Here is a 25,807-nt window from a genome sequence, read left to right on the forward strand (position 1 = left end):
ACAAAACTAATGCTATCTAACTATATCCCATTAATTTCAAAAGCTCTCGCGTGTATTGGATCGCTTCATTACGATTTGCCACACCTAATTTTTGATATAAATTACGAATGTGCGTTTTAATTGTGGTAATCGCGACTTGTAATTCATCAGAAATTTGTTCGTTACTATATCCCGAATAAATTAACCCTAGTACTTGCCATTCCCTTTGGGTGAGAGGGCTAATTTTTAATAAGTCTGGCACTTGCGGATTTTTTAATAATTGTGCGACAAATTCTTCATCAAAATGGGCGAATTTATGTCGATAATATTGGTTTATGTGGCGTAAGATAAATTGGGCTTTATGAGCAACTAATTCATCTAGGCTGTTTTGAGCGAGTAATTGGCGAATTTGTTGTGCCATTATTTCCCCCTCTAATACGAAAACACTGATAAAGTTAGTTTGTTTGGTGAGGCTAAGCCCAAGGCTAAGATCAGCCATTGCCGCCTCTTTGTTATGGGTGAGAAAATGTAGGCGATTACGTAAAATTAACGCACGGTTTAAATCACTGATAAATTGCAAATTTTCCGCCGTTTGGATCAATTTATCTAAAATCTTTTTGGCCTCTTCATAATCACCAATGAGCATTTTGGCTCGGGCAATATTACGCCATTGTACTTGGCTGAAATGATTGGTATCCGTGCTCGGTGGTTGGTTTTGAATCAACCAATTTTGAGCTGCTTGACTATTATTGGTCATTTGCCATAACACGATTTTGACCTGATCAGCGTTGGCGTTCCAATCGTTGTGGTAATGATGTGCGTTTTGTAGTTGAGTGATTTTTTCTAGCTGTCGAGTGGCGTTATCTATATCGCCTCGAACAAGAGAAATTTTGCATAAAATCGCAAGGCATTGCAGCTTTGCCTTTTCGCTATCTAACACTGAAATTCCCGCTGTTGCCATCGCTTCAGCTTTGTCTAGATCATACCAATCCCACAAAATTTGCCCTTTCAATCGGAGCAAAAATTCATACATTGGAATTTGCTGTAAGTGGTTTTCTTTCACAAATCGCGAGGCTTTATTTAACATATCATAGCCAGCCTGTAAGAAACCCTGTGCAATCAAAATTTCTGATTGTTGCAATAATGTCCATAGCACATTGTGAGAAGTGTGATATTGGCGAGCCATTTTCTCTGCTTTCTGCAACATTGTAATCGCATCATCGAAATTGCCTTTAACGTGGTAAGCTTCACCGATAACTGAAGTTGCTACAATCTGGGCATAGTAGGCATTATCGGCAAGCCGATTTAAAGCATTGGAGGCGAGTGAAAGTGCGGTGTTTTCATCACCTGAATTTATTGCAACCTGCGCACGTAATACATCAAATTCAGCTTGGTTTTCAGGGCTAAGCACGACGTTTTGTTGCTCAAAATGGGCAAAAATATCCTCAACCTCGCTGTGTCGGTGCTGGCTTTGTGCCAGCCACGCTTTTAATAAAATAAGATTTGGATAAGCCACCAGCCCTTTATCATCGAGGTATTCTAGGCTTTGTTCTAATAATTTGAGCTCACCTTGATGGAATAATTTCCAGCCATTTTGTGATAAAATTTGCAACAATAATTGTTTGTTCTCTAACAAACTGGCGTGATAAAGGGCTTCTGTCACATAGCCTTGAGCGAGCCAGCTGTGTGCAGCTTTTTGGTGTAGGGCTGCTATTTCGCTTCCCAATTCACGCAAACTATGCTGGGATAAGAAAGAGGCAAAAAGTGGATGAAAACGCCACCAATTATCATCGCTTTCCATCCGTTGCAAAAATATTCCTTGCTTTTCTAATCGTTCCAAAATGAATCGACTGTCTTTTTCTCCTGTTACTTCTGACACGAGAGCCTCATTCATTGAACGCAAAATAGAACAACGCAAAATAAAGTGTCTTGTTATCTCATCCACTGGTGTAAGCACTTCATCATTGAAATAGTCATTAATGTGAAAACTATGATGCGAGAGCCGTTTGGCAATATCTTGTAAACTAGTTTTTTGCTGCTTAGCAGAAAGACTGATGAGTTGTAATGCCGTAGGCCAGCCTTCTACTTCATCACAAAGGGCTGTAATTTCTTGTTCCATTAAAGGAATATCAAGGCGAGATTGGAAAAAATTTATGCTTTCTTGATGAGAAAAAGGCAGTTGATGTACATTAATTTCTAATAATTGTTCTTGCACTCTTAAACTGGCTAGCCCTAATGGGGGTAAGGAGCGGGAAATCAAAATAAGTGTCATTGCAGGCGGTTGGTGTTTAATCCAATACTTTAGTGCATCGTGAATTTCTTCATTTTCAATTAAATGGTAGTCATCTATCACCATATAAAATGGTTGTTCATAGTTGGCAAGATTTACCAGTAACTGATTGAAAAGTGAAAATAAATTAGAATAGGCTGCATTTTCATCATTGCGAATATGATTATTTGTGGCTTTCGCTAACGCCGCACAAAAATATCCTGCAAATCGCTCTGTTTGATTATCGCTTTCATCCAAAGAATACCAGCCTATATGCTGTTTATCTTTTGCCCATTGGGAAATTAGGGTGGTTTTTCCATAGCCTGCCGGGGCGTTAATAAGCACCAAGGGATAATCTACTGCACGTTCTAACAAGGATAATAAATTGGTGCGGGGAACGCTATTTTGCATGCGATAAGAGTAAATAAGCTTTGATGGAATTAACATTGTTAATAACCCTTTTGTTAATGAAAGACATCCTTTGGGGTTTTCCTCCCCCAAATAAGAAATTACTTCCTACTAATCATACTGACAAGATTATATCAAGGAGGATTTATTTTTTCTCCCGCCAAGCATAATAAAACAAGAAGAATGTTTAATTTATGCCTTAAAAGGAGTTTTTATGTCTATCTCTCATACAAATGAAATGGCATTATTTGATAATAATGTACAAAAATACTGCCGTTTTTTTGAACTTAACTCACCAAAACAATTTACCCCCGAGCAATGGTATCAGGTTATCGCCCGTTCCGTTCTCGAGATTGCCTCGCAAAAACCACAAGGAAAAATTGAGGAAACACGCCATATCAATTATCTTTCTATGGAATTTCTTATTGGTCGTCTCACAGGTAATAATCTGATGAATTTGGGCTATTACGAGGACATTAAAGCCTATTTAGCCCAATATCAAGTTGAACTTGTTGATGTGCTTGAGCAAGAGCGTGATCCTGCTTTAGGCAACGGTGGGCTTGGACGTTTAGCGGCCTGCTTTTTAGATTCAATGGCAACATTGGGACAAGCTGCGACTGGCTATGGGCTACATTATCAATATGGCTTGTTTAAACAGGCTTTCCAAGATGGAAAACAAATAGAAAGTGGCGATGAATGGGGAAGAAATCAATATCCTTGGCATCGCTACAACCCAAGCAAAACCAAACAAATACATTTTGGCGGCAAAATTATTTCCCTTGGGGAAGATAGATATGAATGGAAACCTAAATTAACCATTGAAGGCAAGGCCTTTGATCTGCCTATTGTTGGGTATCAAAATGAAGTTATACAACCTTTACGACTTTGGCAAGCTGATAGTCCTCAATCTTTCGATCTAAACCAATTTAATGAAGGCAAGTTTGTTGCTGCTGAAAAAAATATCGTAAAAAGCACCGCACTTACCCAGGTGCTATACCCGAACGATAATCATCGTGCAGGACAACAGTTACGCTTAATGCAGCAATATTTCCATTGTGCTTGTTCTGTGGCTGATATTCTTTCTCGTCACTTAGCACAAGGCTTCTCGCTAGAAGAATTTCCGAAACGTCAAGTCATTCAGCTTAATGACACGCACCCAACCCTCGCTATCCCTGAATTAATGCGGATTTTACTTGATGAGCATCAACTCACTTGGCAACAAGCGTGGTCTATTTGCCAACAAAGTTTCGCTTACACAAACCATACCTTGCTCCCAGAGGCGCTAGAGCAATGGGATCAACGCCTATTCAAACAATTATTGCCACGCCACTTTAAAATTGTGGAAAAAATTAATCACCTTTTCCATCAACAAGTGAAAGCACAATTTGGCGATGATGCCAAAGTATGGGAAAAACTGGCGATTTTGTTTGATTATCGTGTCAGAATGGCAAATCTTTGTGTGGTGAGCTGTTTTGCCGTGAATGGCGTGGCGCAAATTCATTCTGATTTGTTGGTTAGTCAGCTTTTCCCAGAATATCATCAACTTTTCCCAACAAAATTCTGCAATGTTACCAATGGTATTACCCCAAGACGTTGGATCCAACAAGCTAACCCTGCTTTAAGCCATTTACTTGATCAAACTATCAAAGGGGATTGGAAAAAAGATCTTGAGCTACTTCACCAAGTGGAAAATGTGGTTGATGATGCCAACTTCCGCGAGGCTTATTGGCATATAAAACAGCAAAACAAAGCGGCTCTTGCCAGAGAAATTGAACAAACGCTTAGCTTATCTGTCAATCCAAATGCGATTTTTGATGTACAAATTAAGCGTTTCCACGAATACAAACGCCAGCATTTGAATTTATTAAATATTATCGCTACCTATCAATGGTTAAAAGATAATCCAAATAAAGATTACACGCCAAGGCTCTTTGTTTTTTCAGGCAAAGCGGCTCCGGGCTATTATTTGGCGAAAAATATTATTCACGCCATTAACAATGTGGCTGAGATCATCAATAACGATAAACAGATGAAAGATAAACTACAAGTGGCATTTTTACCTGATTATCGTGTATCGCTAGCAGAAAAAATTATTCCTGCGGCGGATATTTCCGAACAAATCTCAATGGCAGGGAAAGAAGCCTCAGGGACAGGAAATATGAAGCTCGCATTAAATGGTGCATTAACCTTGGGAACCCTTGATGGTGCCAATGTTGAAATTGCTGAAATGGTAGGACAAGAACACATTTTCCTCTTTGGACATACCGTTGAAAGCATTCAAACGCTATTAGCAGAAGGCTATTCGCCGAAAAGTTACTATCGCAATAATCCTGTCTTAAAAAATGCGGTGGATTTTTTAGCCAAAGGCAAAGCCAGCAAGGGGGATAAAACAACCTTTGATCTGATGTTAGACAGCCTACTTGAACGCGATCCTTTCCTTGTTTTTGCTGATTTTGACAGCTATCGACAAGCTCAGGAGCGTATTGGTCAGGCTTATTTAGATCGTGATTCGTGGCTACGCAGTGCCATTTTAAACACAGCACGACTTGGAAAATTCAGCTCAGATCGTTCTATCCGTGATTACCAATCACGCATTTGGTTAAAAAAATAATAAATTTGCCACGCATTTTTATGCGTGGCAGCACGATAAAACAGGAAGCAGTATCATGAAAAGATTAACAAAGCGGTTTCAGCAAGCTGGCATAATGCCTTATTTCTACAACGAACAAGGGATAAAAAAACAGCTAGCCTCCAAACGCAACATCAATTATTCAACGCATTTTCAGGTAATACCCATTCTTATTCGGCAATTTTACCACCCGTAAAAATTCTTTACGAAAAAGCACCGCACTTTTTAAAACTCCATCGCACCGATTTAAAGAAAAATTTGCAAGGAAATTGGTGTCTTCAACTTGAAAATCAACAAGGGGAAATCACTGGGAAAGTAAAATGCAATACCATTTATTTTCCTCAAAATTTGCCGTTGGGCTATCACGATTTAACCTTAGCAATAGGAACAAAAACCTATTCTTGCCGTATTATTATTGCCCCAAAACGTTGTTATCAACCTCAAGAAATGGTACAAGGTAAAAAACTTTGGGGATCATTTATCCAATTATATAGTTTAAAATCTGAGCATAATTGGGGCGTTGGTGATTTTGGCGATCTTAAACAATTTTTGCGTGAAATTGCCGCAACTGGCGCGGATTTTGTTGGGCTAAACCCCATTCACGCTCTTTTTCCTGCTAACCCTGAAAGTGCTAGCCCTTATAGCCCATCATCAAGAAGATGGCTCAATATTCTTTATATTGATCTCAATACATTGCCTGAATTTCAGCAAAGCCAGCCAGCACAGCAATGGTTTCAGCAGCCACAAATTCAACAAACTTTAGAAAAATTACGCACAGCAAGCCATATTCAGTACAGAGAAGTCATGGCATTAAAACTCGAAGGGCTACGACTTGCTTTCTCTTTTTTCCAACAACAGGCAAATTCTGATCGCCAAGCTGATTTTGAGCAATTCCTCCAACAAAAAGGGGAAAGCCTCATTATTCAAGCCACTTTTGATGCACTTCATCAACATCTCAGTGAGCAATTCCCTGAACAATGGGGTTGGAATTATTGGGCTACGCAATATCAGGATTATCATAGCGAAACGGTCGCACACTTCCAGCAAACCCACCAAGCAGACATTCGTTTTTATGCGTGGTTACAATTTATTGCGGAAACTCAGCTCAAAGAATGCGATGAACTCTGCAAAACCTTAAAAATGCCTATCGGGCTTTATCGCGATCTCGCTGTTGGCGTTTCCGATCAAGGCGCAGAAACTTGGTGTGATAAGCAACTTTATTGCTTAAAAGCCAGCATTGGCGCTCCACCTGATATTTTAGCGCCACAAGGGCAAAACTGGGGGCTATCACCTATCAATCCGCATATTTTGCAGCAGCGTGCCTATCAGCCATTTATTGATCTCGTACAATCAAATTTGAATCATTGTGGTGCACTGCGTATCGATCATATTATGTCACTGCTTCGACTATGGTGGATTCCTAAGAATGGACAAGCACAAGACGGGGCATATATTCGTTATCCTGTTGATGATCTGATCGCCATTCTTGCCCTAGAAAGTCATCGCCACAAAGCGCTTATTATCGGGGAAGATCTGGGTACAGTTCCGAAAGCCATCGTGAGTAAACTCAAAAACGCGGGGATTTTATCTTATAAAGTATTTTATTTTGAATTTGACGAACAAGGAAAAAGCCGAGATTTAGCCGATTATCCTTATCAGGCAATGACAACCTTAAGTACGCACGATCTGCCAACTATTGATGGTTATTGGCGAGGCTATGATTTTGAACTTGGACAGCGTTATGGCATTTATCCAAATGAAAAAATTTTGGCGATATTGCAACAACAACGTCAGGAAGCTAAAGCCAAAATTTTAGCTCGTCTAACAGAGGCGGGAGTTGATCCTGATCAGCCAAAAGATTTATCCTCCCCAATTAGTAAAAAATTTAATCATCAACTACAAACCTATGTGGGGCAGGTGGAAAGTGCTTTGCTAGGGCTTCAACCTGAAGATTGGATAAATATGTCTGAACCCGTAAATATTCCGGGAACAAGCACCCAATATCCTAACTGGCGAAGACGCTTAAGCCAGAATGTTACAGAGATTTTTAATGATCCTGAAGTTCAGCAACTTTTACAGAAAATAAATACTTGCCGAAAACCGCATTAATTCTATAAAAATAGCCGATTAATCGGCTATTTTTTCAAAATGATTATGAATTTTTCAACAGACTGTTGACTAAACTCAATACTTCATCAATCTGTCCAGAAGAAAGTTTCCCCTCGTGAACAAACTTCACTTTGCCGTTTTTATCCAACACTACGATCAAACTTTCTTTCTCTTTTAATTTCCACGCATTTTTCACCGCACTTTGATTATCCAGCACAATTTGGCTATGGGCATTTTCTTTTTTCGCTTTTTCGGCGCTGCTCCGCACAAAAGCGCCCGTACCAAAAATTGCATCATCTGCGTTGATAATATTTGTGGTTTGATATTGCATGCCATTAAAATGTTGCGCTTTAATTGCGTCCATTAAAGCTAAATTTTTTCTTTTACTGCGCTTCGCCCTGCAATATGCTGCAACACTCGAACCTTACCTTTAAGCTGGGCAGATTGCCAAGGTTTTGCACTCACCTCTTGATTTTTCACCACAAGCTCGCCTTTATCCGCTACGCTTACCGCAGGGAGCGTTGCATTCAGTTGCAGATTGTGTGCCTGACTATAAGCACTGCTTAATAATGCGCTAAGCCCAAGTAATAAAACTGTTTTTTTCATTTTGTTCCTCACTAAAAAGCCCTTAGTTTAGCGAAAATTCCCCTTTCTGACATCTTAAAAATCATTACAGCGAAAGAGATTTGTTTGTTATACTTCGCTCTCACCCCAGTTATTCAATCAGAAAAAAACATAACTGATTGTTTATATTGGAATTTATATAAGAGGAAAAAATGGAACAAACAATCTGCCCAAAATGCCAAGGCGAATATGTGTATCACGATGGTTTAAATTTTGTTTGCCCTGACTGTGCTTATGAGTGGTCTGGCGAGGAAGAAAATGACACAGAAGAAAAAGTGGTAAAAGACAGTAACGGCAATCCACTACAAGACGGCGATAGTGTGATTTTGATTAAAGATTTAAAAGTGAAAGGTTCATCTATTGTGTTGAAAAAAGGCACAAAAGCAAAAAACATTCGCTTAGTTGATGGCGATCACGATGTCGATTGCAAAATTGACGGTCAAAGTTTCTCATTAAAATCAGAGTTTCTGAAAAAAGCCTAATCACGCAACAGGCTGCGACAAGCAGCCTATTGTTTTGCCTTTCAAAATAAAGTGCGGTCAGATTTTTCGTGATTTTACAAAAATGTGATCTATCTCACAAAAATATTCCAAACTTCCTAAAACTAGGAAATTTTCCTAAATCCTTTAAGCACTCATCTCAAGGCAGAAGAACAAAATCTCATTAAAATTTGACCGCACTTTCATTTTTTAATTGAGGAAATTATGTTCAAATTTTTACAACAGGTGCGTAAACCTGTGCTAAATCTTCCTGTGGAAGAAAGACGCAAAATGTGGTTTAAGCCCTTTATGCAATCTTATTTGGTGGTGTTTATCGGTTATATGGCGATGTATTTAATTCGTAAGAATTTTAACGTTGCGCAAAATGATATGATCGAAACCTATGGGATAACCAAAACCCAGCTGGGAATGATTGGGCTTGGCTTTTCTGTGGCTTACGGAATTGGGAAAACCCTTGTTTCCTACTATGCCGATGGGAAAAATACCAAACAATTCGTGCCGTTTATGTTGATTCTTTCTGCCCTTTGTATGCTTGGTTTTAGTGCAAGTATGGGCGGTGGCAGTGTGGCATTATTCTTGATGATTGCGTTCTATTCGTTAAGTGGTTTCTTCCAAAGTACGGGCGGTTCATCAAGCTATTCCACCATCACCAAATGGACGCCGCGCAAAAAACGTGGTTCATTCCTTGGCTTCTGGAATTTATCCCACAACGTGGGCGGTGCAGCGGCAGCGGGCGTGGCATTATTCGGTGCGAACGTGCTATTTGACGGACACGTTATCGGAATGTTCATCTTCCCTTCTATCATTGCTTTAATTGTGGGCTTTGTGGGATTACGCTATGGTTCAGATTCCCCTGAGGCTTATGGGCTTGGCACTGCGGAAGAATTATTTGGTGAAGAAATCAGCGAAGAAGATCGTGATGCAGAAGAAAATCAGCTTACAAAATGGCAAATTTTCGTGCGTTATATTTTGAAAAATAAAGTGATTTGGTTACTTTGCTTTGCCAATATTTTCCTTTATATCGTGCGAATTGGGATCGATCAGTGGTCGCCAGTTTATGCTTATCAAGAACTTGGCTTCTCAAAAGATGCGGCAATTTCTGGCTTTGCCCTATTTGAAGTGGGGGCGTTAGTCGGCACATTCTTATGGGGATTCTTATCCGATTTAGCCAACGGAAGACGTGGTTTAACCGCTTGTGTTGCGTTGGTTTTAATCGTATTCACCCTTGAGTTTTATCAATTTGCGACCAACGAATATATGTATTTAATTTCATTATTCGTGCTAGGTTTCTTGGTATTCGGGCCACAATTATTAATCGGTGTTGCGGCAGTTGGTTTCGTACCGAAAAAAGCCATTGCCGTTGCTGACGGTGTGAAAGGCACATTCGCTTACTTAATCGGTGATAGCTTTGCAAAATTAGGCTTAGGTATGATTGCAGATGGCACGCCAATTTTCGGCTTAACAGGCTGGGCGGGGACATTCGCTGCATTAAATACTTCTGCGATTGTGTGTATGGTGTTGCTTGCTTTCGTGGCGATTGCAGAAGAGAAGAAAATTCGCCGCCTAAAAAAAGCACAATAATTGCAAAAATGCAATAATTTTGCACCGCACTTAATTTTTTAATGTTCTTTACAATTATGCAGTGAGATTTTCACTGCATAATTTTTTTATTGGAGTACAATGCTCTCCCACTTTGCTTAACGCCTTATGGCTAGGATAAAAATGATTAATATCGTGTTAGTTGATGATCATCTTGTAGTGCGTTCGGGCTTCTCTCAACTGCTATCTTTAGAGCCAGATATGCGTATCGTAGGCGAATTTGGTTCGGTCAAAGAAACTCGTCAAAATTTACCGCGCCTAAAACCTGATGTTTGTATTATAGATATTTCTATGCCCGATGAAGGCGGTTTGGAATTATTACCCGATATTCCGCAAGGCATTCATTGCATAATGTTAAGCGTAAACGATTCTGAATTTATGGTGAAAAAAGCCCTTGAATTGGGCGCAAAAGGCTATTTAAGCAAACGTTGCAGCCCTGATGAATTAATTCAAGCGGTTAGAACGGTTTATGCTGGTGGTGTTTATCTTATGCCTGAACTCACCTTAAAACTCGTTAATACGCCGATTAAAAATACCCTCGCTCAACTCACAAAACGTGAACAAGAAGTCTGTGAATTACTTTCCAAAGGGCTAACGGTGAAAGAAATTGCGGCAGAATTATCATTGAGCATTAAAACCGTTCACGTTCACCGAGCCAATGCAATGAGCAAATTAAATGTAAAGAATAACGTTGAACTGGCGAATTTATTCCATAGTAAAGGATAAAATGAACGCAATTTTCTTTTTTATTTATAGTTGGTTTTTTGTTGCGCCAGCCTATTTTTGTTTATGGATTATTTCTAATTATTTATTAGAAGATCCCTTACTTTCTTTTTTATTCTTTCCTTTTGCATTACGCATTGGTATTCTCATTCATACAAAAATAAAATATTGGTTTTCCATCTATCTTGCCGAGTATAGCATTTTACTCTTACTCTATATTGCATTTCCTGAAAATAATACATTTTCTATCATTTTCCTTGGATTGCTAAACATTCCACTATTGCTTATCTTTAAAAAATACTATTTTGGCAGTCAATTACGCTGTTTATTGTTACAAGGCCTATTAATTTCATTACTCAGCCTAATTAATGCACTCTACTTTATTGGCGCTGAAAGTTTTTATTTCACCTTTTTGGTGAGTTTCTCAAGTGCGGTGCTAATTATTCCAATTTGTTATTTAATTTATTATTTCCTGTTTGAAATAAAATGGCTGCCGCTAACTTCTAGCCTGATTAGAAAACCAATTAGCTTAAGATCTAAGCCTATCATCATTTATCTTTTACTCTTTATCTTAAACATTTATATTCAGACAGATTTGCCTGAATCTTTTAATCGTTTTTCGCTGTTTTTCTTATCCATTCCGATTATCTTGCTTGCTTTCCGTTATGGCTGGCAAGGGTCGCTACTCGGGATCTTATTGAACAGTTTAGCGCTGATTAGTACAACACATCATTTTTCTAACTTAGAATTAACGGATTTATTACTCACTCTTTCCGCACAAACCATTACAGGAATTTTCCTTGGCTTAGGCATTCAGCATCAACGAGATTTAAATCAGCATTTAAGCCAAGAATTAGCAAGAAACCAATATTTAACCCAACAATTAATTCATCGTGAAGAAGAAATTAGAAAAGAAATTTCAAGAGAATTACACGATGAAATTGGACAAAATATCACCGCAATTAGAACGCAAGCGAGTATTTTAAAACGGATTGGGAAAACCCCAGAATATGAAAAACTCTCACAAATTATTGAGCAATTATCTCTGAATATTTACGATAGTATTAAAGGCTTAATTAATAAAATCCGTCCGCGTATTTTAGATGATCTTAATTTGCAAGAAGCCCTACAAAATCTGTTTATTGAATTAGATTTTGCCAGCCAAAACACACAAATTTATTTACATTGTAACAATCATAAAAATAGGGTGCTTTCCCATTTACTGGAAATCACCTTATATCGTTTATGCCAAGAGGCATTAAATAATATAAAGAAATATTCTGGAGCAACAGAAGTTAATATTTATTTGAACATTGATGACAAAATCACATTACATATTCAAGACAATGGCATTGGTTTTGATCTATCTAAAATCAATCATACTGGTTTAGGCATAAAAGGAATGAAAGAACGTGTTGCAATGTTAGGCGGGAAATTTGATATTCATTCTGTAAAATGGACAAAACAGCAACAAAGTGGCACAAGTATTTTTGTGGAATTACCTTGGATTAATTAATGAATAAAGAAACTCAACAGCAAATCAATCAACGTTATCAATATTGGCGCATTCATTTAATGTTTGCGATGTATATTGGCTATGCAGGCTTTTATTTTACACGAAAAAGTTTTAACTATGCCGTCCCTGCATTAATTGCTGATTTAGGTATTGATAAAAATGATATTGGAATGATGACTACTGCTTTTTATGTTACTTACGGCATTTCTAAATTTTTATCAGGAATATTTTCTGACCGTAGTAATCCACGCTATTTTATGGCGATTGGCTTATTTTTTAGTGGCGTAATCAATATTTTCTTTGGATTATCAAGTTCATTATTAGTTTTTATGAGTTTGTGGATTCTCAATGCGTGGTTTCAAGGTTGGGGCTGGCCTGCTTGTTCTAAATTGCTCACCACTTGGTATTCGCGCACAGAACGCGGTGCTTGGTGGTCGGTGTGGAATACGGCTCACAATGTGGGCGGTGCATTAATTCCGTTAATTATCGGTTATGTAACCTTACATTACAGTTGGCGTTATGGCTTTATTATTGCAGGAATTATCACTGTTTTTATCGCCTTATTCCTTGCTCTACGTTTACGAGGCACGCCAGAATCCCTTGGTTTACCGAGCATTGGTCAATGGCGCAAAGATAAATTAGAATTAATTCAAGAACAAGAGGGAAAAGATCTTTCTTGGCAACAAATATTATATCGCTATGTTTTCCTAAATAAATATATTTGGCTTTTGGCGCTAAGTTATACCCTTGTTTATATTGTAAGAACCGCAATTAATGACTGGGGAAATATTTATTTAACCGAAAAATATCATTACGATTTGGTATCTGCTAATAGTGCAATTTCTTTATTTGAAATTGGTGGTATTTTAGGCTCGTTAGTTGCCGGTTGGGGATCAGATAAATTATTTTCCAGTAACCGTGGTCCAATGGCATTATTATTTGCCATTGGTATTTTCTTTTCCATTTTGGCACTATGGTTAATGGTGCAAGAAATCTTTATTTTGCAAAGTGCGGTGTTTTTTTCTATTGGATTTTTTGTATTTGGCCCGCAAATGCTTATCGGAATGGCGGCGGCGGAATGTTCACATAAAAAATCCCCCGGTGCAGCCACTGGGTTTATCGGCCTATTTGCTTATTTAGGTGCAGCACTATCAGGTTATCCGCTCGCGGTAGTAATGCAATATTTCCATTGGAATGGTTTTTTTGTGGTGATTTCTTGCTGTGCCTTTCTTATCGCATTATTGCTATTGCCATTTTTGAAAGCACAAAATTAAAAAAGCCTTAGCTATAAAATACTAAGGCTTCTTGCTATTACTTTTTTCTGTCTTTTATCGCTTAAATTATGACAACGCATCAATCATCGCCAAGACCATTGCGGAGGATTGTTTGGCAGCTAGGGGGAGGAATTCTTCAAAGGACATACTGGCTTCACCATCTCCGCTATCAGAAATTGCACGTACCATAACAAAAGGCACGTTGAAAGCGTGGCACACTTGAGCAATGGCGGCGGCTTCCATTTCGACTGCCAACACATCAGCAAAATCTTGTTTAATTTGTGCTAAGGGTTTACCGCCGTGGATAAAGCTGTCGCCTGAGCAGATTAAGCCTTTATGCACTTTTTGCCCTTGGGCAGTCGCCACTTTTTGTGCAAGTGCGGTGAGATTTTCGTCAGAATTAAAGCGCACTGGGCAATTTGGTAGCTGACCTTTTTCATAGCCGAATGCGGTAACGTCTGCATCGTGGTGAGCGGTTTGGGTTGAAATTACCACATCGCCCACTTTTAGCCCTTGCGCTACGCCACCAGCCGAGCCAGTGTTAATAATCACATCTGGTTTTGCTAGTTGTAATAACGCCGTTGTTCCCATTGCGGCGGCTACTTTGCCAATACCCGATTGCAATAAAGCAATGTCTTTGCCGTTAATAGTGCCTTGGTAAATGGTCGCACCGCCAATTTGCGCAGTGGTTTTATTTTCCATTAGCTCAGATAAATAAGCCACTTCTTGTGCCATCGCACCTACAATTCCGATTTTCATTGTTTTTTCTCTTGTAATATTTTGTTGATTAAAAAATCTAGCACCGCAAAGCTGTAATCATCGTTGTAAAGCGTGCTTGCAGTTAGCACATATTTTCCTTCCACAATCAAATAAGGATAGGTAAACACGCCATAATCTTCGGTCAGTTGAATGGCATCGCGCACCTGCAAACGCACGCCTGCTGAATGATATAATTTGCGAAATTGTTCTGTATCAATGTGTTGTTCTTGCAGCCATTTTAGCAAGTTGGAAAAACGAGATAATTCGGTGTAACGATGTTTTTCTGAGCTTTCAAACAACAGTAAATCCGACACATTTTCCGCATTCATTGCTTGTAGGGCATAGAAAATATTTGCCGTTAAATTCGCTTTTGCCGTTGCCACGGGCGTTTCAATAAGCACAACATTATCACGGTTAATTTGGCTATATAAATTAAGAATATCCTGCGCTACGGAACAGACTCGGCAATCGTAATCAAAGAAAAATTGCAACAGAATTTTATGATCTGCACGAGTGGGAATGGCTAGCGGTTCTTCGTAGGAAAAATAATCCCGTCCATCTTCAAATTGATTAATTTGTAAGGTGGGCGGCGTTTCGCTTTCTGCTCTTGCGCTTTGCGCGAGCAAAAAACTAAGCCCAGTGATAAAGAAAATTAATCGCCACATCGGGTTGCACTACTCTGCCAAAGGTTCAATATAATCCACCAACAATTGAATATTGCGTTGTCCACGATATTCATTAACGTCCAATTTATACGCTAATTTCACCTTTTTTAACGAAAGATCAGGATAATAACGCGTATCCACGTTAAATGCGATGGCATCGAGTAATGGCCCGCCATTTTGCGGTTCAACCATCATTTTAAGATGACGCTCGCCCACTAAACGCTGTTGTAAGAGCTTAAACTCACCGTCAAACACAGGTTCAGGAAAGGCTTGCCCCCAAGGGCCGGCTTGTTTGAGCAATTCCGCGGTATCTAAATTCATAAACTGTGTATTCAGTTCACCGTCTGTCCAAACTACGCCTTGCAGATCCTTTTCATCTAAACATTCCGTCACCACTTCATTAAAGAGCCGTTGGAAATCGCTAAATTTTTCTTCTTGAATGCTCAGCCCTGCCGCCATTGCGTGGCCGCCAAATTTTAGAATCATTTCTGGGTGGCGAGAATGTAAGCGTTCCAACACATCACGAATATGCAAGCCTTCAATAGAACGCGCTGAACCTTTCAGGACGCCAGCTTGATCTTGCGCAAAAGCAATCACAGGGCGATGAAATTGATCTTTCAATCTTGACGCTAAAATCCCCAATACGCCTTGGTGCCAATCCGCTTGATAAAGCACAATGCCTGTAGGTAACGGCGGGGTAAGTGCGGTCAATTTTCGGCAAATTTCTAGCGCTTCTAATTTCATTCCTTGCTCAATTTCTTTGCGTGTTTGATTTAAGCCGTCCAACTCTAACGCTAAAGCGCGTGCGGTAGGCATATCTTCTGCCAATAACAATTCCACGCCCACCGACATATTATCCAAGCGCCCTGCGGCATTTAAACGTGGCGCAATGGCAAAGCCTAAATCTGACGCACTGAAACGGCTCATATCACGATTTGCCACTTCCGCCAAGGCTTGAATCCCATAGCGACAATGCCCTGCACGGATACGCTGTAAACCTTGATAAGCCAAAATGCGGTTATTTTGATCAAGCGGAACCACATCAGCAATTGTGCCAAGTGCCACTAAATCAAGCAATTCGGTGAAATTAGGCTGAGTTTTGCTATCAAATAAGCCTTTTTCGCGTAATTTAGCGCGTAATGCCAACATCACATAAAACGCCACGCCCACGCCAGCTAAAGATTTAGAAGGGAAATCACATTGCGCTAAATTCGGGTTCACAATGGCATCGGCTTCAGGCAGCATTTCGCCAGGTAAATGGTGATCTGTAACTACCACTTGCACGCCCTGTTGTTTCAAAAATGCCACGCCTTCAAAGGAAGAAATGCCGTTATCCACTGTGATTAGCACTTCCACATTTTTTTCTAGCGCCTGCTTTGCCACTTCAACACTTAAGCCATAACCTTGCTCAAAGCGGTTTGGTACAAGATAATCCACCTGCTGGAAACCAAGCTGACGCAACGCCACTACGGTTAATGCCGTACTGGTTGCGCCATCAGCATCAAAATCCCCCACGATCACAATATTTTTTTGCACCATACGCGCTTGCGCCAACAATTCCGCAGCCTTATCCATACCAAATAACGTGTGTGGCGAAAGCATCGCTTTCAAAGTGCGGTCTAATTGTTGCGGATTTTCGATTTGGCGCGCACGATAAAGGCGATCAAGCAAAGGGTGATCGCTAATCGGCTGTGCTGTACTAATGGGGCGGCGTTGGATTGTTTTGATCACGAAATAAAATCCTTAAACACATTTTAGGTTTCGCCCTAAAAGGGCGACCTACTTTTATTCGATAGTTCGTAATACGAACTATCTCACCTTATCAGGTCGTTGCTGAAGCACCGTTCAAAAAGTTTCACTTTTTGTCTTTGCTTGTGCAAAGCAAAGTAGGCAAAAGAAAGCACACCCTACAGTCTCGCTTTTCCTCATTCCAGTTAGATTTTCCGAGCGGCGAAAAAAGAGATTTTGTTTCGCTCCGCTACACAAAATTACAATTTTTTTCGCCTAAAAATCTAACTTCCATTCGGGCAAGACTGAAGGGAACCCACAAAAGATCATCTAGATTAAATGGGTATATAAGAAATTTTTCATAATTTGTATTATACCTATTCTTCTTGCAAGGCTTTAAGCAATTCTTTTGGCGGTAAATAACCACCGATAAGCTCACCTTTCGGCGTAACAATGCTTGGCGTACCACGAACACCAAATTGCACACCAAGTTCATAGTGTTTCTTCACGATATTGGCATTTTTTAAGGTTTTCGGCAAGTTGCCTTTTTCCGCTTCATTTAAGGCTTGCGCAGGATCTTTCGCCTGCCAAATAGCTTCCATTTGTTTTGCTGTATTGTTATTTAAGCCACCGCGCGGAAATGCAAGGTAACGAACGGTGATGCCTAAATCATTATATTGGCTAAGTTGTTGATGTAATAAATGGCAATAATGGCAGGTAATATCCATAAACACGGTTACCACATATTTTTCATTTTTTGCTGGATAAACAATCATTTCATTTTTATAACTATTTAATTTATCTAGCAAAAATTTTCCTGTTAAATCCACCGCACCTTTGTCAGTTAGCTCATATAGCTGACCTTGCAGCACATATTTGCCGTCTTCGGAAGCGTAAAAAATGCCTTCGTTGCTGATAACTGTTTTTAAGCCATTGATCGGCGATGACTTAATTTCCATTTGTGATACGCCAAGTTTTTTTAATTGTGCTTCAATTTGTGCATCGCTCGCCACGGCATAGACGGACAACGCGGCTAACGAAAGTGCGGTAATGATTTTCTTCATTTTTCTTTCCTGATGTCTGTTCCTTGTGAAAGGCGGATTTTATCACAAGCCCAATCAACAAGCTAATAGGAAAAGGCTTTCAACATAATTGACCTACCAAATTGGGCTAAAATAGCATATAATTCGGCTCTTATATGCAAAATTAGATAGAACTGAATTTATGTTTGAAATTAATCCAATCAAAAATAAAATTGCCGATCTCGCTGAACGCACGGCAACCCTTAGGGGGTATCTTTGACTTTGATAGCAAAGTCGAACGGTTAGAAGAAGTCAATGCTGAACTTGAACAGCCTGACGTATGGAATGAGCCAGAAAAAGCACAAGCGCTCGGCAAAGAGCGTGCCAGCCTAGACGCGGTGGTGGATACCATTAAAAATTTAGAGCAAGGTTTGGACGATGTTGATGGTTTGTTAGAACTTGCCATTGACGCAGAAGATGAAGACACGTTCAATGAAGCCGTTGCGGAATTAGACGAATTAGAGCAAAAATTAGCCGCACTTGAGTTTCGCCGTATGTTTAGTGGTGCAAATGATGCGGCAGATTGCTATGTGGATCTACAAGCAGGCTCAGGCGGTACGGAAGCGCAAGACTGGACAGAAATGCTGTTACGAATGTACTTGCGTTGGGCGGAAAGCAAAGGCTTTAAAACGGAATTAATGGAAGTTTCAGACGGCGATGTAGCAGGCATAAAATCGGCCACTATTCGCATTTCTGGCGAATACGCATTTGGTTGGCTACGCACCGAAACAGGGATTCACCGCTTAGTGCGTAAAAGCCCTTTTGACTCCAACAATCGCCGCCACACCTCTTTCAGCGCTGCCTTTGTTTATCCTGAAATTGATGACAATATTGATATTGAAATCAATCCAGCGGATTTACGTATTGATGTGTACCGAGCCTCAGGGGCGGGCGGTCAGCACGTAAATAAAACCGAAAGTGCGGTGCGAATTACCCATATTCCAAGCGGTATTGTGGTGCAATGTCAAAACGATCGTTCACAGCATAAAAATAAAGATCAGGCGATGAAACAGCTCAAAGCCAAACTTTACGAATTAGAATTGCAAAAGCAAAATGCCGAAAAGCAAGCAATGGAAGACAACAAATCCGACATTGGCTGGGGCAGTCAAATTCGTTCTTATGTGCTTGATGATTCACGCATTAAAGATCTGCGTACTGGCGTAGAAAACCGCAACACCCAAGCCGTGCTAGACGGTGATTTGGACAGATTTATTGAGGCGAGTTTGAAGGCTGGGCTATAATAGAACAATAAAATAATCACTGAAATTTAAAGGTAAAACAAAATGACAGAACAAACCCAAGAATTAGATTTAAACGGTGAAATGTTGGTTCGCCGTGAAAAATTAGCGGCATTGCGTAAAAAAGGCAATGCGTTTCCAAATACCTTCCGCCGTGATGCGCTTGCGCAGGATTTACATCAACAATATGATGAGGTTGATGGCGAAGCCTTGAAAGAACAAGGCGTGGAAGTGAAAGTGGCAGGACGTATTATGACACGCCGTATTATGGGTAAAGCGACTTTCGTTACCTTGCAAGATATGAGTGGCCGTATCCAGCTTTATATTGCACGCGACAACTTGCCTGAGGGCGTTTATGCCGATGACGTGGGCAACTGGGATTTGGGCGATATTGTGGGCGTGAAAGGGACGCTATTCAAAACCAAAACTAATGAGCTTACCGTGCGCGCTAGCGAAGTGCAGCTTTTAACCAAAGCATTACGTCCATTGCCAGATAAATTCCACGGTCTTGCGGATCAAGAAATGCGTTATCGCCAGCGTTATTTGGATCTCATTTCTAACGAAGAGTCTCGCCGCACTTTTATTATCCGTTCAAAAGTGATTGCCGGAATGCGTGAATATTTCATCAGCAAAGGCTTTATTGAAGTAGAAACACCAATGCTGCAAGTGATCCCAGGCGGTGCAGCAGCACGTCCGTTTGTTACTCATCACAATGCTTTAGATATTGATATGTATCTGCGTATTGCACCAGAACTTTACCTCAAACGCCTTGTTGTCGGTGGCTTTGAGCGTGTGTTTGAGCTAAACCGTAACTTCCGTAATGAAGGGGTTTCTGTACGTCATAACCCTGAATTTACAATGATTGAATACTACCAAGCCTATGCGGATTATCACGATTTAATGGATAACACCGAAGAATTGTTACGCAAGTTAGCCTTGGATATTTTAGGCACCACTATCGTCCCTTATGGCGAATATGAATTTGATTTTGGCAAGCCATTTGAGCGCATCACAATGCACGATGCGATTTTGAAATACGGCGCAGATAAAGGCATTGTGAAAGAAGATCTGTATGATCTAGATCGCGCCAAAGCATTAGCTACCAAGCTAGGCATTGAAGTGCAAAAATCGTGGGGATTAGGCTCTATCGTCAATGCAATTTTTGAAGAAGTGGCTGAACATCACTTAATCCAGCCAACGTTCCTAATGGCTCACCCTGCGGAAATTTCACCATTAGCACGCCGTAATGATGAAAACCCAGAAGTAACCGATCGTTTTGAACTATTTATCGGTGGCCGCGAAATTGGTAACGGTTTCTCAGAGCTTAACGATGCAGAAGATCAGGCTGAACGCTTTGATGCGCAGGTTGCCGCAAAAGAAGCAGGTGATGATGAAGCGATGTTCAAAGATGACGATTTTGTTACCGCACTTGAACACGGCTTACCACCAACCGCTGGCGAAGGCTTAGGCATCGACCGTTTAGCAATGCTTTTCGCTAACGCCCCATCAATCCGTGATGTGATTTTATTCCCAGCGATGAAACACAAAGGGTAAGAAAACTTAACAAAGAAAGATAGCCACTGGTTATCTTTCTTTTTATTATAATTTATTAGAAGAATGAACAACTTAGCACTCGAACAACTAATTAATCAAAAACTGGATTCTGATGCCATTGCCGACTATGCGCCGAATGGATTGCAAGTGGAAGGCAGAGAGCAGGTGAAAAAAATCATTACTGGTGTAACCGCAAGCCAAGCCTTGATTGATTATGCCATTGCGCAAAATGCCGATGCAATTTTGGTACACCACGGTTATTTTTGGAAAAGTGAAAATCCCTGCATTCGGGGAATGAAAGGCAAGCGCATCAAGGCATTATTGCAAAATAATATTAATCTTTATGCCTATCATTTGCCCCTTGATGTTCACCCTGAATTAGGTAATAACGCACAGCTTGCGGCATTGCTTGGCATTGAAGATCTGCAACCGTTGGAACAAGGAAAATTCAGCATTCCCGTTTATGGCAAGTTAAAAACACCGATCAGCGGTGAAGCATTGGCGCAACGCATTGAACAGCAATTACAGCGCAAACCACTATTTTGTGGCGAAAATGCACCGCACTTAATCCGCAGTGTAGGCATTTGCACTGGTGGCGGACAAGGCTATATTGATCTTGCCGCGCAACAAGGGCTTGATGCCTATATTACAGGTGAGGTTTCCGAACAAACCATTCATTCTGCGCGTGAACAAGGCATTAATTTCTTCGCCGCAGGCCACCATTGCACCGAGCGTTACGGTGTGAAAGCCTTAGGCGAATGGCTCGCGGAAAATCACGGTTTTGACGTGGAATTTAAAGATATTTACAATCCCGCGTAAAAAAATGGAAAAGCAAAGTGCGGTGTAAATTTTGCGAATTTTCAGGTCAGCTTTGTATAAGCGCCACTTTTCCCTTATACTATGCACAATTTTTTCATCACAAATAGGAATAAAAAATGGGTTTCTTAACTGGTAAACGTATTTTAATCACAGGTTTAGCAAGCAATCGTTCTATTGCTTATGGAATTGCGGCTGCAATGAAACGTGAGGGCGCAGAATTAGCTTTCACTTATTTAAACGATAAATTAAAACCACGCGTAGAAGAATTTGCCAAAGAATTTGGTTCAGACATCATTCTGCCTCTTGATGTGGCAAGCGATGAGAACATCACAAACTGCTTTGCAGAATTAAGTAAGCATTGGGAAAAATTTGATGGCTTTGTACACGCCATTGCGTTTGCACCGGGTGATCAGTTAGATGGCGATTATGTAAACGCCGCAACGCGCGAAGGTTTCCGCATTGCTCACGACATCAGTGCATACAGCTTTGTGGCAATGGCACAAGCAGCGCGCCCTATGCTTAATCCAAATTCAGGCTTGGTAACACTCACCTACTTAGGTGCTGAGCGTGCAATTCCAAATTACAATGTAATGTGTTTAGCGAAAGCCTCTCTTGAAGCCAGCACCCGTGTAATGGCAGCAGATTTAGGTAAAGATGGTATCCGTGTAAATGCGATTTCAGCTGGTCCAATCCGTACGCTTGCCGCATCTGGCATTAAAAACTTCAAGAAAATGTTGGCAACCTTTGAAAATACTGCACCATTACGCCGTACTGTAACCATTGAAGATGTGGGTAATTCAGCAGCGTTCTTATGCTCTGATTTAGCTTCAGGGGTAACGGGTGAAGTGTTGCACGTTGATGCAGGTTTCAGCATTACCGCAATGAGCGAATTAGGTGCGGAATAATTTTAACTTTTACAAAAATAAGGCAGACCAATGCGTCTGCCTTTTGTCGTTTATTAAGAAAAAAGAATTATGTTTCAAAATAACCCCTTACTTTCCCAATTAAAACAGCAAATTCGTGATAGCAAACCCGTAGTTGAGGGCGTGGTGCGCGGTTCAGACAAGGCATTCGGCTTTTTAGAAACGGAGAAAAAAAGCTATTTCATTCCCCCTGCTGCAATGAAAAAAGTGATGCACGGCGATAAAATCAAAGCACGCATTGAAACCATTGGCGATAAAGAACAAGCCGAGCCAGAAGAATTGATCGAGCCAATGCTCACGCGGTTTATCGCCAAAGTGCGGTTCAATAAAGACAAAAAATTGCAAGTGTTGGTGGATCATCCGCAAATCAACCAGCCTATTGGCGCGAATAAAGCCAAAGCGGTAACGGAAGAGCTACAAGAGGGCGATTGGGTGGTGGCAGAATTAAAAACGCACCCACTACGCGATGATCGCTTTTTGTTCGCTCAAATCACACAGTTCATTTGTCAAAAAGACGATGAATTTGCTCCTTGGTGGGTAACCCTCGCACGCCATCAGCAATCGCGCTACCCTGTTAAAGGGCAAGAAAGTTACACAATGCTTGATCAACAAACTCGTGAAGATTTGACCGCACTTCATTTCGTGACTATCGACAGTGAAAGCACGCAAGATATGGACGATGCGCTTTATATCGAAACCTTAGAAGAAAATGGCCAAGCCGTGGGCTGGAAGTTAGTGGTAGCGATTGCCGATCCAACCGCTTACATTGATGAAAATTCACTGATTGAACAAGAAGCCAAGCAGCGTTGTTTCACCAATTATCTGCCGGGTTTCAACATTCCAATGTTGCCGCGTGAACTTTCTGATGAGCTTTGTTCCCTAATGGAAAATGAAGTGCGCCCCGCGTTAGTTTGCACCATTGAAATTGATCAACAAGGCAATATTCGTAACAAACCCGTTTTCCAATCCGCCAATGTACAATCTAAGGCGAAGTTGGCATACAACAAGGTTTCAGATTATTTAGAACAACAAGAAAATGCGTGGCAGCCAGAAGATCCTGCCACGAAAAATCAAATTGATTTGCTGCATCAATTCACCCTTGCGCGTATTCAATGGCGCAAAACCCACTCTTTATTATTTAAAGAAAAACCCGATTACAGCTTTAAATTAGCGGAAAACGGTAAAGTAGCAGAAATTGTGGCGGAATATCGCCGCATTGCGAACCAAATTGTGGAAGAGTCAATGATCTTAGCCAATATTTGTGCCGCACAATATCTCAATGAAACGGCAAAATGTGGCATTTTCAACACGCACAGCGGTTTTGATCAAAAAAACCTTGCGGCTGCGCAACAATTTCTTCTTTCACAATTAGCCAATGAAGAAAATGAAGCAGAACTGAAAGATCGTTATTCTAGCGAAAACTTGGCCACACTCGAAGGCTACTGCCGTATGCGCCACGATATTGAACCCATTGAAGGGGATTATCTTGAACTGCGCCTGCGCCGCTATCTCACTTTTGCCGAATTTAAAGCGGATCTTGCCCCGCACTTTGGTCTAGGGCTGGAAGGCTACGCCACTTGGACATCACCAATCCGTAAATATTCGGATATGGTCAATCACCGTTTAATCAAAGCGAGCCTAACTACTCAGCAATATCACAGACCAGCGGACGATGTACTGCAACGCTTACAAGAAGCACGCCGTCAAAACCGTTTAATTGAACGAGATATTGCCGACTGGCTATACTGCCGTTATTTAGCCGACAAAGTGGAAAGAAACCTGCAATTTGAAGCGGAAATCCAAGATGTAATGCGTGGCGGCTTGCGTGTCTTATTGTTAGAAAACGGCGCGTCAATGTTTATCCCCGCTTCCACTATTCACAATAACAAGGAAGAAATGCAGGTAAACCCAGACGAAATCGCCCTTTATATCAAAGGCGAAAAAGCCTATAAAATCGGCGATAAAATCCAAGTGCAACTCACAGAAGTGAAAGAAGAAACACGAAGTATTATTGGACAGGTTTTGGTTTAGGCTATTTTACCACAATGAGCCACCATAATTAATTATGGTGGCTCGTTCTTATAATTGGTTTAAATCAAAGCATTAACATTAGAATAGGAAGCGTGCTCCAACTAACACACGATGATTAGTTTTTTGATTCTTATTCAATACTTTTCCAGCTTGTTTCACTCTGCCTTGTCCACCTTCTACATAAACAGCAAAGTTTTTATTGAAGCGATGATCCGCACCAACCATCCAACCACGCATTTTAAGGGGCTCTAATGAAGCGTCTGCTTTTTTACCTTTTGCGAAATAATATTGACCATAAACAGCATTTTGTTTTGTGACATCAACTTTAACACCAAGCAAGAAGCGATCGATTCTATTGAGTTGTTCGTTATAGCCAGCAATTTTTTGGAAAACTAAATTACCACTTTCTTTATCTGATTTAGATACTTTTCCATGTGCCCAGTCAAAACCGACACGAACAATGTTATATTTCAATTCCAAACCAATACCTGAGCGTTTTAGTTTAAATTCGTTTGCTTTAGTACCATCTGAAGATTGTGTTACGGTTGTATAACCTGCTCCAAAACGTACACCAAAATCACCGAATGTATTGTCATAGAATAAACCTACCCCATAGCCTTGACCTTCGTTCCAGGCTGTCGTACCACTTGATTTATTATTGGCTTTATTTGCTTGTCCAAAGTAATAATCCGTCGCAAAACGAACACCTGCAAATTTTGCAGACATAAAGTGCGCAGCTTTTTTATGTCCATCAAATAAAATATTGCTACCCCATTCATAGGTATAGTTTGCTTTAGGAATATGATCCCCCAAATGTAATTGGCTACCAAAGGTTAATATACCTATATCTTTTTGGATAAGCCCTGCATATAAGCGATGGGTTCGTAAATTTGAGCCAATACTTCCCGCATCTCCATTATCATTTGAGAATCGTAATTCCACACCACCATAAGCTGAGAAACCAGCACCTAATTCCTGATAAGCTCTTACACGAACACGGGAACCAACATCACGTAAATCCGTGCGATTATTAGCATCATTACGCAATTCAAAGTGCATACGTCCATCTAAATCAATTTTTGTGCCTTCTTTTTCATAGATTACGGTGGCATTTGCGGTGGCTGAAATCATTGCTGTTACAGCTAATGCGATAAGTGTCTTTTTCATAATGAACTTCCTTTGTTTAAGGCCTTATTATGCTCGACAGAATAAAGCTTAAATTTCCATCAACCTGATATTAGTTAACCAAAATAATTTCGGTTGGAAATAATATAGGTAGGTTATTTTTTTCTGTCAAAAATAGGAAACTTTTTCTAATTTAAAGAAACACTATTAAAAACAATATGTTATAAAAGATAGAGTTTCTCCCTAATGAAGT

Annotated in this window: 17 protein-coding genes and 2 pseudogenes; 12 read left to right on the plus strand and 7 right to left on the minus strand. The window is 40.3% G+C overall.

Annotated features, from left to right (window positions below; genetic code table 11):
• Positions 1–16: 16 nt before the first annotated feature.
• Entirely contained in the window at positions 17–2,695 is a 2,679-nt protein-coding gene (gene malT, locus C3007_RS04115; protein WP_103853231.1) for an HTH-type transcriptional regulator MalT, read from the minus strand.
• A 175-nt stretch (positions 2,696–2,870) separates the two neighbouring features.
• Here malT and glgP point away from each other — a divergent pair, with 175 nt between their 5' ends.
• Both glgP and malQ read left to right on the plus strand, forming a co-directional pair.
• Positions 2,871–5,267: a glycogen/starch/alpha-glucan family phosphorylase gene (gene glgP, locus C3007_RS04120; protein ID WP_103853232.1), complete on the plus strand. Its 2,397-nt coding sequence runs from the start codon at positions 2,871–2,873 to the stop codon at positions 5,265–5,267.
• A gap of 55 nt (positions 5,268–5,322) precedes the next feature.
• Positions 5,323–7,394 (plus strand): annotated as a pseudogene (malQ, locus tag C3007_RS04125) (4-alpha-glucanotransferase).
• Positions 7,395–7,437: 43 nt separating this feature from the next.
• Here the strand turns inward: malQ and C3007_RS04130 are convergent.
• A pseudogene (locus C3007_RS04130) lies at positions 7,438–8,000 on the minus strand (YtfJ family protein).
• Positions 8,001–8,170: 170 nt separating this feature from the next.
• Here C3007_RS04130 and C3007_RS04135 point away from each other — a divergent pair.
• The 5 genes from C3007_RS04135 (at position 8,171) to uhpC (ending at position 13,630) form a co-directional block, all read left to right on the plus strand.
• Positions 8,171–8,500 carry a zinc ribbon domain-containing protein YjdM gene (locus C3007_RS04135; RefSeq protein WP_103853233.1) on the plus strand — a complete coding sequence of 110 codons (330 nt, stop codon included), beginning with the start codon at positions 8,171–8,173 and terminating at the stop codon, positions 8,498–8,500.
• A 222-nt stretch (positions 8,501–8,722) separates the two neighbouring features.
• Positions 8,723–10,099: a hexose-6-phosphate:phosphate antiporter gene (uhpT, locus tag C3007_RS04140; protein WP_103853234.1), complete on the plus strand. Its 1,377-nt coding sequence runs from the start codon at positions 8,723–8,725 to the stop codon at positions 10,097–10,099.
• 141 nt (positions 10,100–10,240) lie between these two features.
• Positions 10,241–10,843 (plus strand): response regulator, encoded by a 603-nt coding sequence (locus C3007_RS04145; RefSeq protein ID WP_103853235.1) that lies wholly within the window; start codon positions 10,241–10,243, stop codon positions 10,841–10,843.
• 1 nt (position 10,844) lies between these two features.
• Positions 10,845–12,356 carry a signal transduction histidine-protein kinase/phosphatase UhpB gene (uhpB, locus tag C3007_RS04150; protein WP_103853236.1) on the plus strand — a complete coding sequence of 504 codons (1,512 nt, stop codon included), beginning with the start codon at positions 10,845–10,847 and terminating at the stop codon, positions 12,354–12,356.
• Complete coding sequence (gene uhpC, locus C3007_RS04155; protein ID WP_103853237.1) at positions 12,356–13,630, plus strand: MFS transporter family glucose-6-phosphate receptor UhpC; 1,275 nt, start codon at positions 12,356–12,358, stop codon at positions 13,628–13,630. The genes uhpB and uhpC overlap by 1 nt, the downstream gene beginning before the upstream one ends.
• Before the next feature lie 66 nt (positions 13,631–13,696).
• Here uhpC and C3007_RS04160 read toward each other — a convergent pair whose 3' ends face one another.
• The 4 genes from C3007_RS04160 to dsbC all read right to left on the minus strand — a co-directional run bounded on the left by C3007_RS04160 (position 13,697) and on the right by dsbC (position 17,846).
• On the minus strand, positions 13,697–14,389 hold the full coding sequence (locus C3007_RS04160; protein WP_103853238.1) for a 5'-methylthioadenosine/adenosylhomocysteine nucleosidase: 693 nt from the start codon (positions 14,387–14,389) through the stop codon (positions 13,697–13,699).
• Positions 14,386–15,054: a thiol:disulfide interchange protein DsbA/DsbL gene (locus C3007_RS04165; protein ID WP_103853239.1), complete on the minus strand. Its 669-nt coding sequence runs from the start codon at positions 15,052–15,054 to the stop codon at positions 14,386–14,388. Before C3007_RS04165 ends, C3007_RS04160 begins: the two co-directional genes overlap by 4 nt.
• Before the next feature lie 9 nt (positions 15,055–15,063).
• Positions 15,064–16,785: a single-stranded-DNA-specific exonuclease RecJ gene (gene recJ / locus C3007_RS04170; RefSeq protein ID WP_103853240.1), complete on the minus strand. Its 1,722-nt coding sequence runs from the start codon at positions 16,783–16,785 to the stop codon at positions 15,064–15,066.
• A gap of 374 nt (positions 16,786–17,159) precedes the next feature.
• Positions 17,160–17,846, minus strand: coding sequence for a bifunctional protein-disulfide isomerase/oxidoreductase DsbC (dsbC, locus tag C3007_RS04175; RefSeq protein WP_103853241.1), 687 nt, complete (start codon positions 17,844–17,846; stop codon positions 17,160–17,162).
• Between the two features lie 160 nt (positions 17,847–18,006).
• On the opposite strand from dsbC, the gene prfB reads away from it, so the two are divergent.
• The 5 genes from prfB to rnb all read left to right on the plus strand — a co-directional run bounded on the left by prfB (position 18,007) and on the right by rnb (position 24,429).
• Positions 18,007–19,105 (plus strand): peptide chain release factor 2 gene (gene prfB / locus C3007_RS04180; RefSeq protein ID WP_103853242.1). Its coding sequence is split into 2 segments (ribosomal slippage): positions 18,007–18,081 and positions 18,083–19,105, totalling 1,098 coding nucleotides; the frame shifts between segments, so codons are not numbered across the junction.
• Positions 19,106–19,147: 42 nt separating this feature from the next.
• Positions 19,148–20,656 (plus strand): lysine--tRNA ligase, encoded by a 1,509-nt coding sequence (lysS, locus tag C3007_RS04185; protein ID WP_103853243.1) that lies wholly within the window; start codon positions 19,148–19,150, stop codon positions 20,654–20,656.
• Between the two features lie 63 nt (positions 20,657–20,719).
• Entirely contained in the window at positions 20,720–21,475 is a 756-nt protein-coding gene (locus C3007_RS04190; protein ID WP_103853244.1) for a Nif3-like dinuclear metal center hexameric protein, read from the plus strand.
• Between the two features lie 116 nt (positions 21,476–21,591).
• Positions 21,592–22,380 carry an SDR family oxidoreductase gene (locus C3007_RS04195; protein WP_103853245.1) on the plus strand — a complete coding sequence of 263 codons (789 nt, stop codon included), beginning with the start codon at positions 21,592–21,594 and terminating at the stop codon, positions 22,378–22,380.
• A gap of 69 nt (positions 22,381–22,449) precedes the next feature.
• Complete coding sequence (rnb, locus tag C3007_RS04200) at positions 22,450–24,429, plus strand: exoribonuclease II (protein ID WP_103853246.1); 1,980 nt, start codon at positions 22,450–22,452, stop codon at positions 24,427–24,429.
• 78 nt (positions 24,430–24,507) lie between these two features.
• Here rnb and C3007_RS04205 read toward each other — a convergent pair whose 3' ends face one another.
• Entirely contained in the window at positions 24,508–25,596 is a 1,089-nt protein-coding gene (locus C3007_RS04205; protein ID WP_103853247.1) for a porin, read from the minus strand.
• Positions 25,597–25,807 lie beyond the last annotated feature (211 nt).

This window comes from Avibacterium gallinarum, assembly GCF_002921135.1.
GTDB classification, from domain to species: domain Bacteria; phylum Pseudomonadota; class Gammaproteobacteria; order Enterobacterales; family Pasteurellaceae; genus Avibacterium; species Avibacterium gallinarum.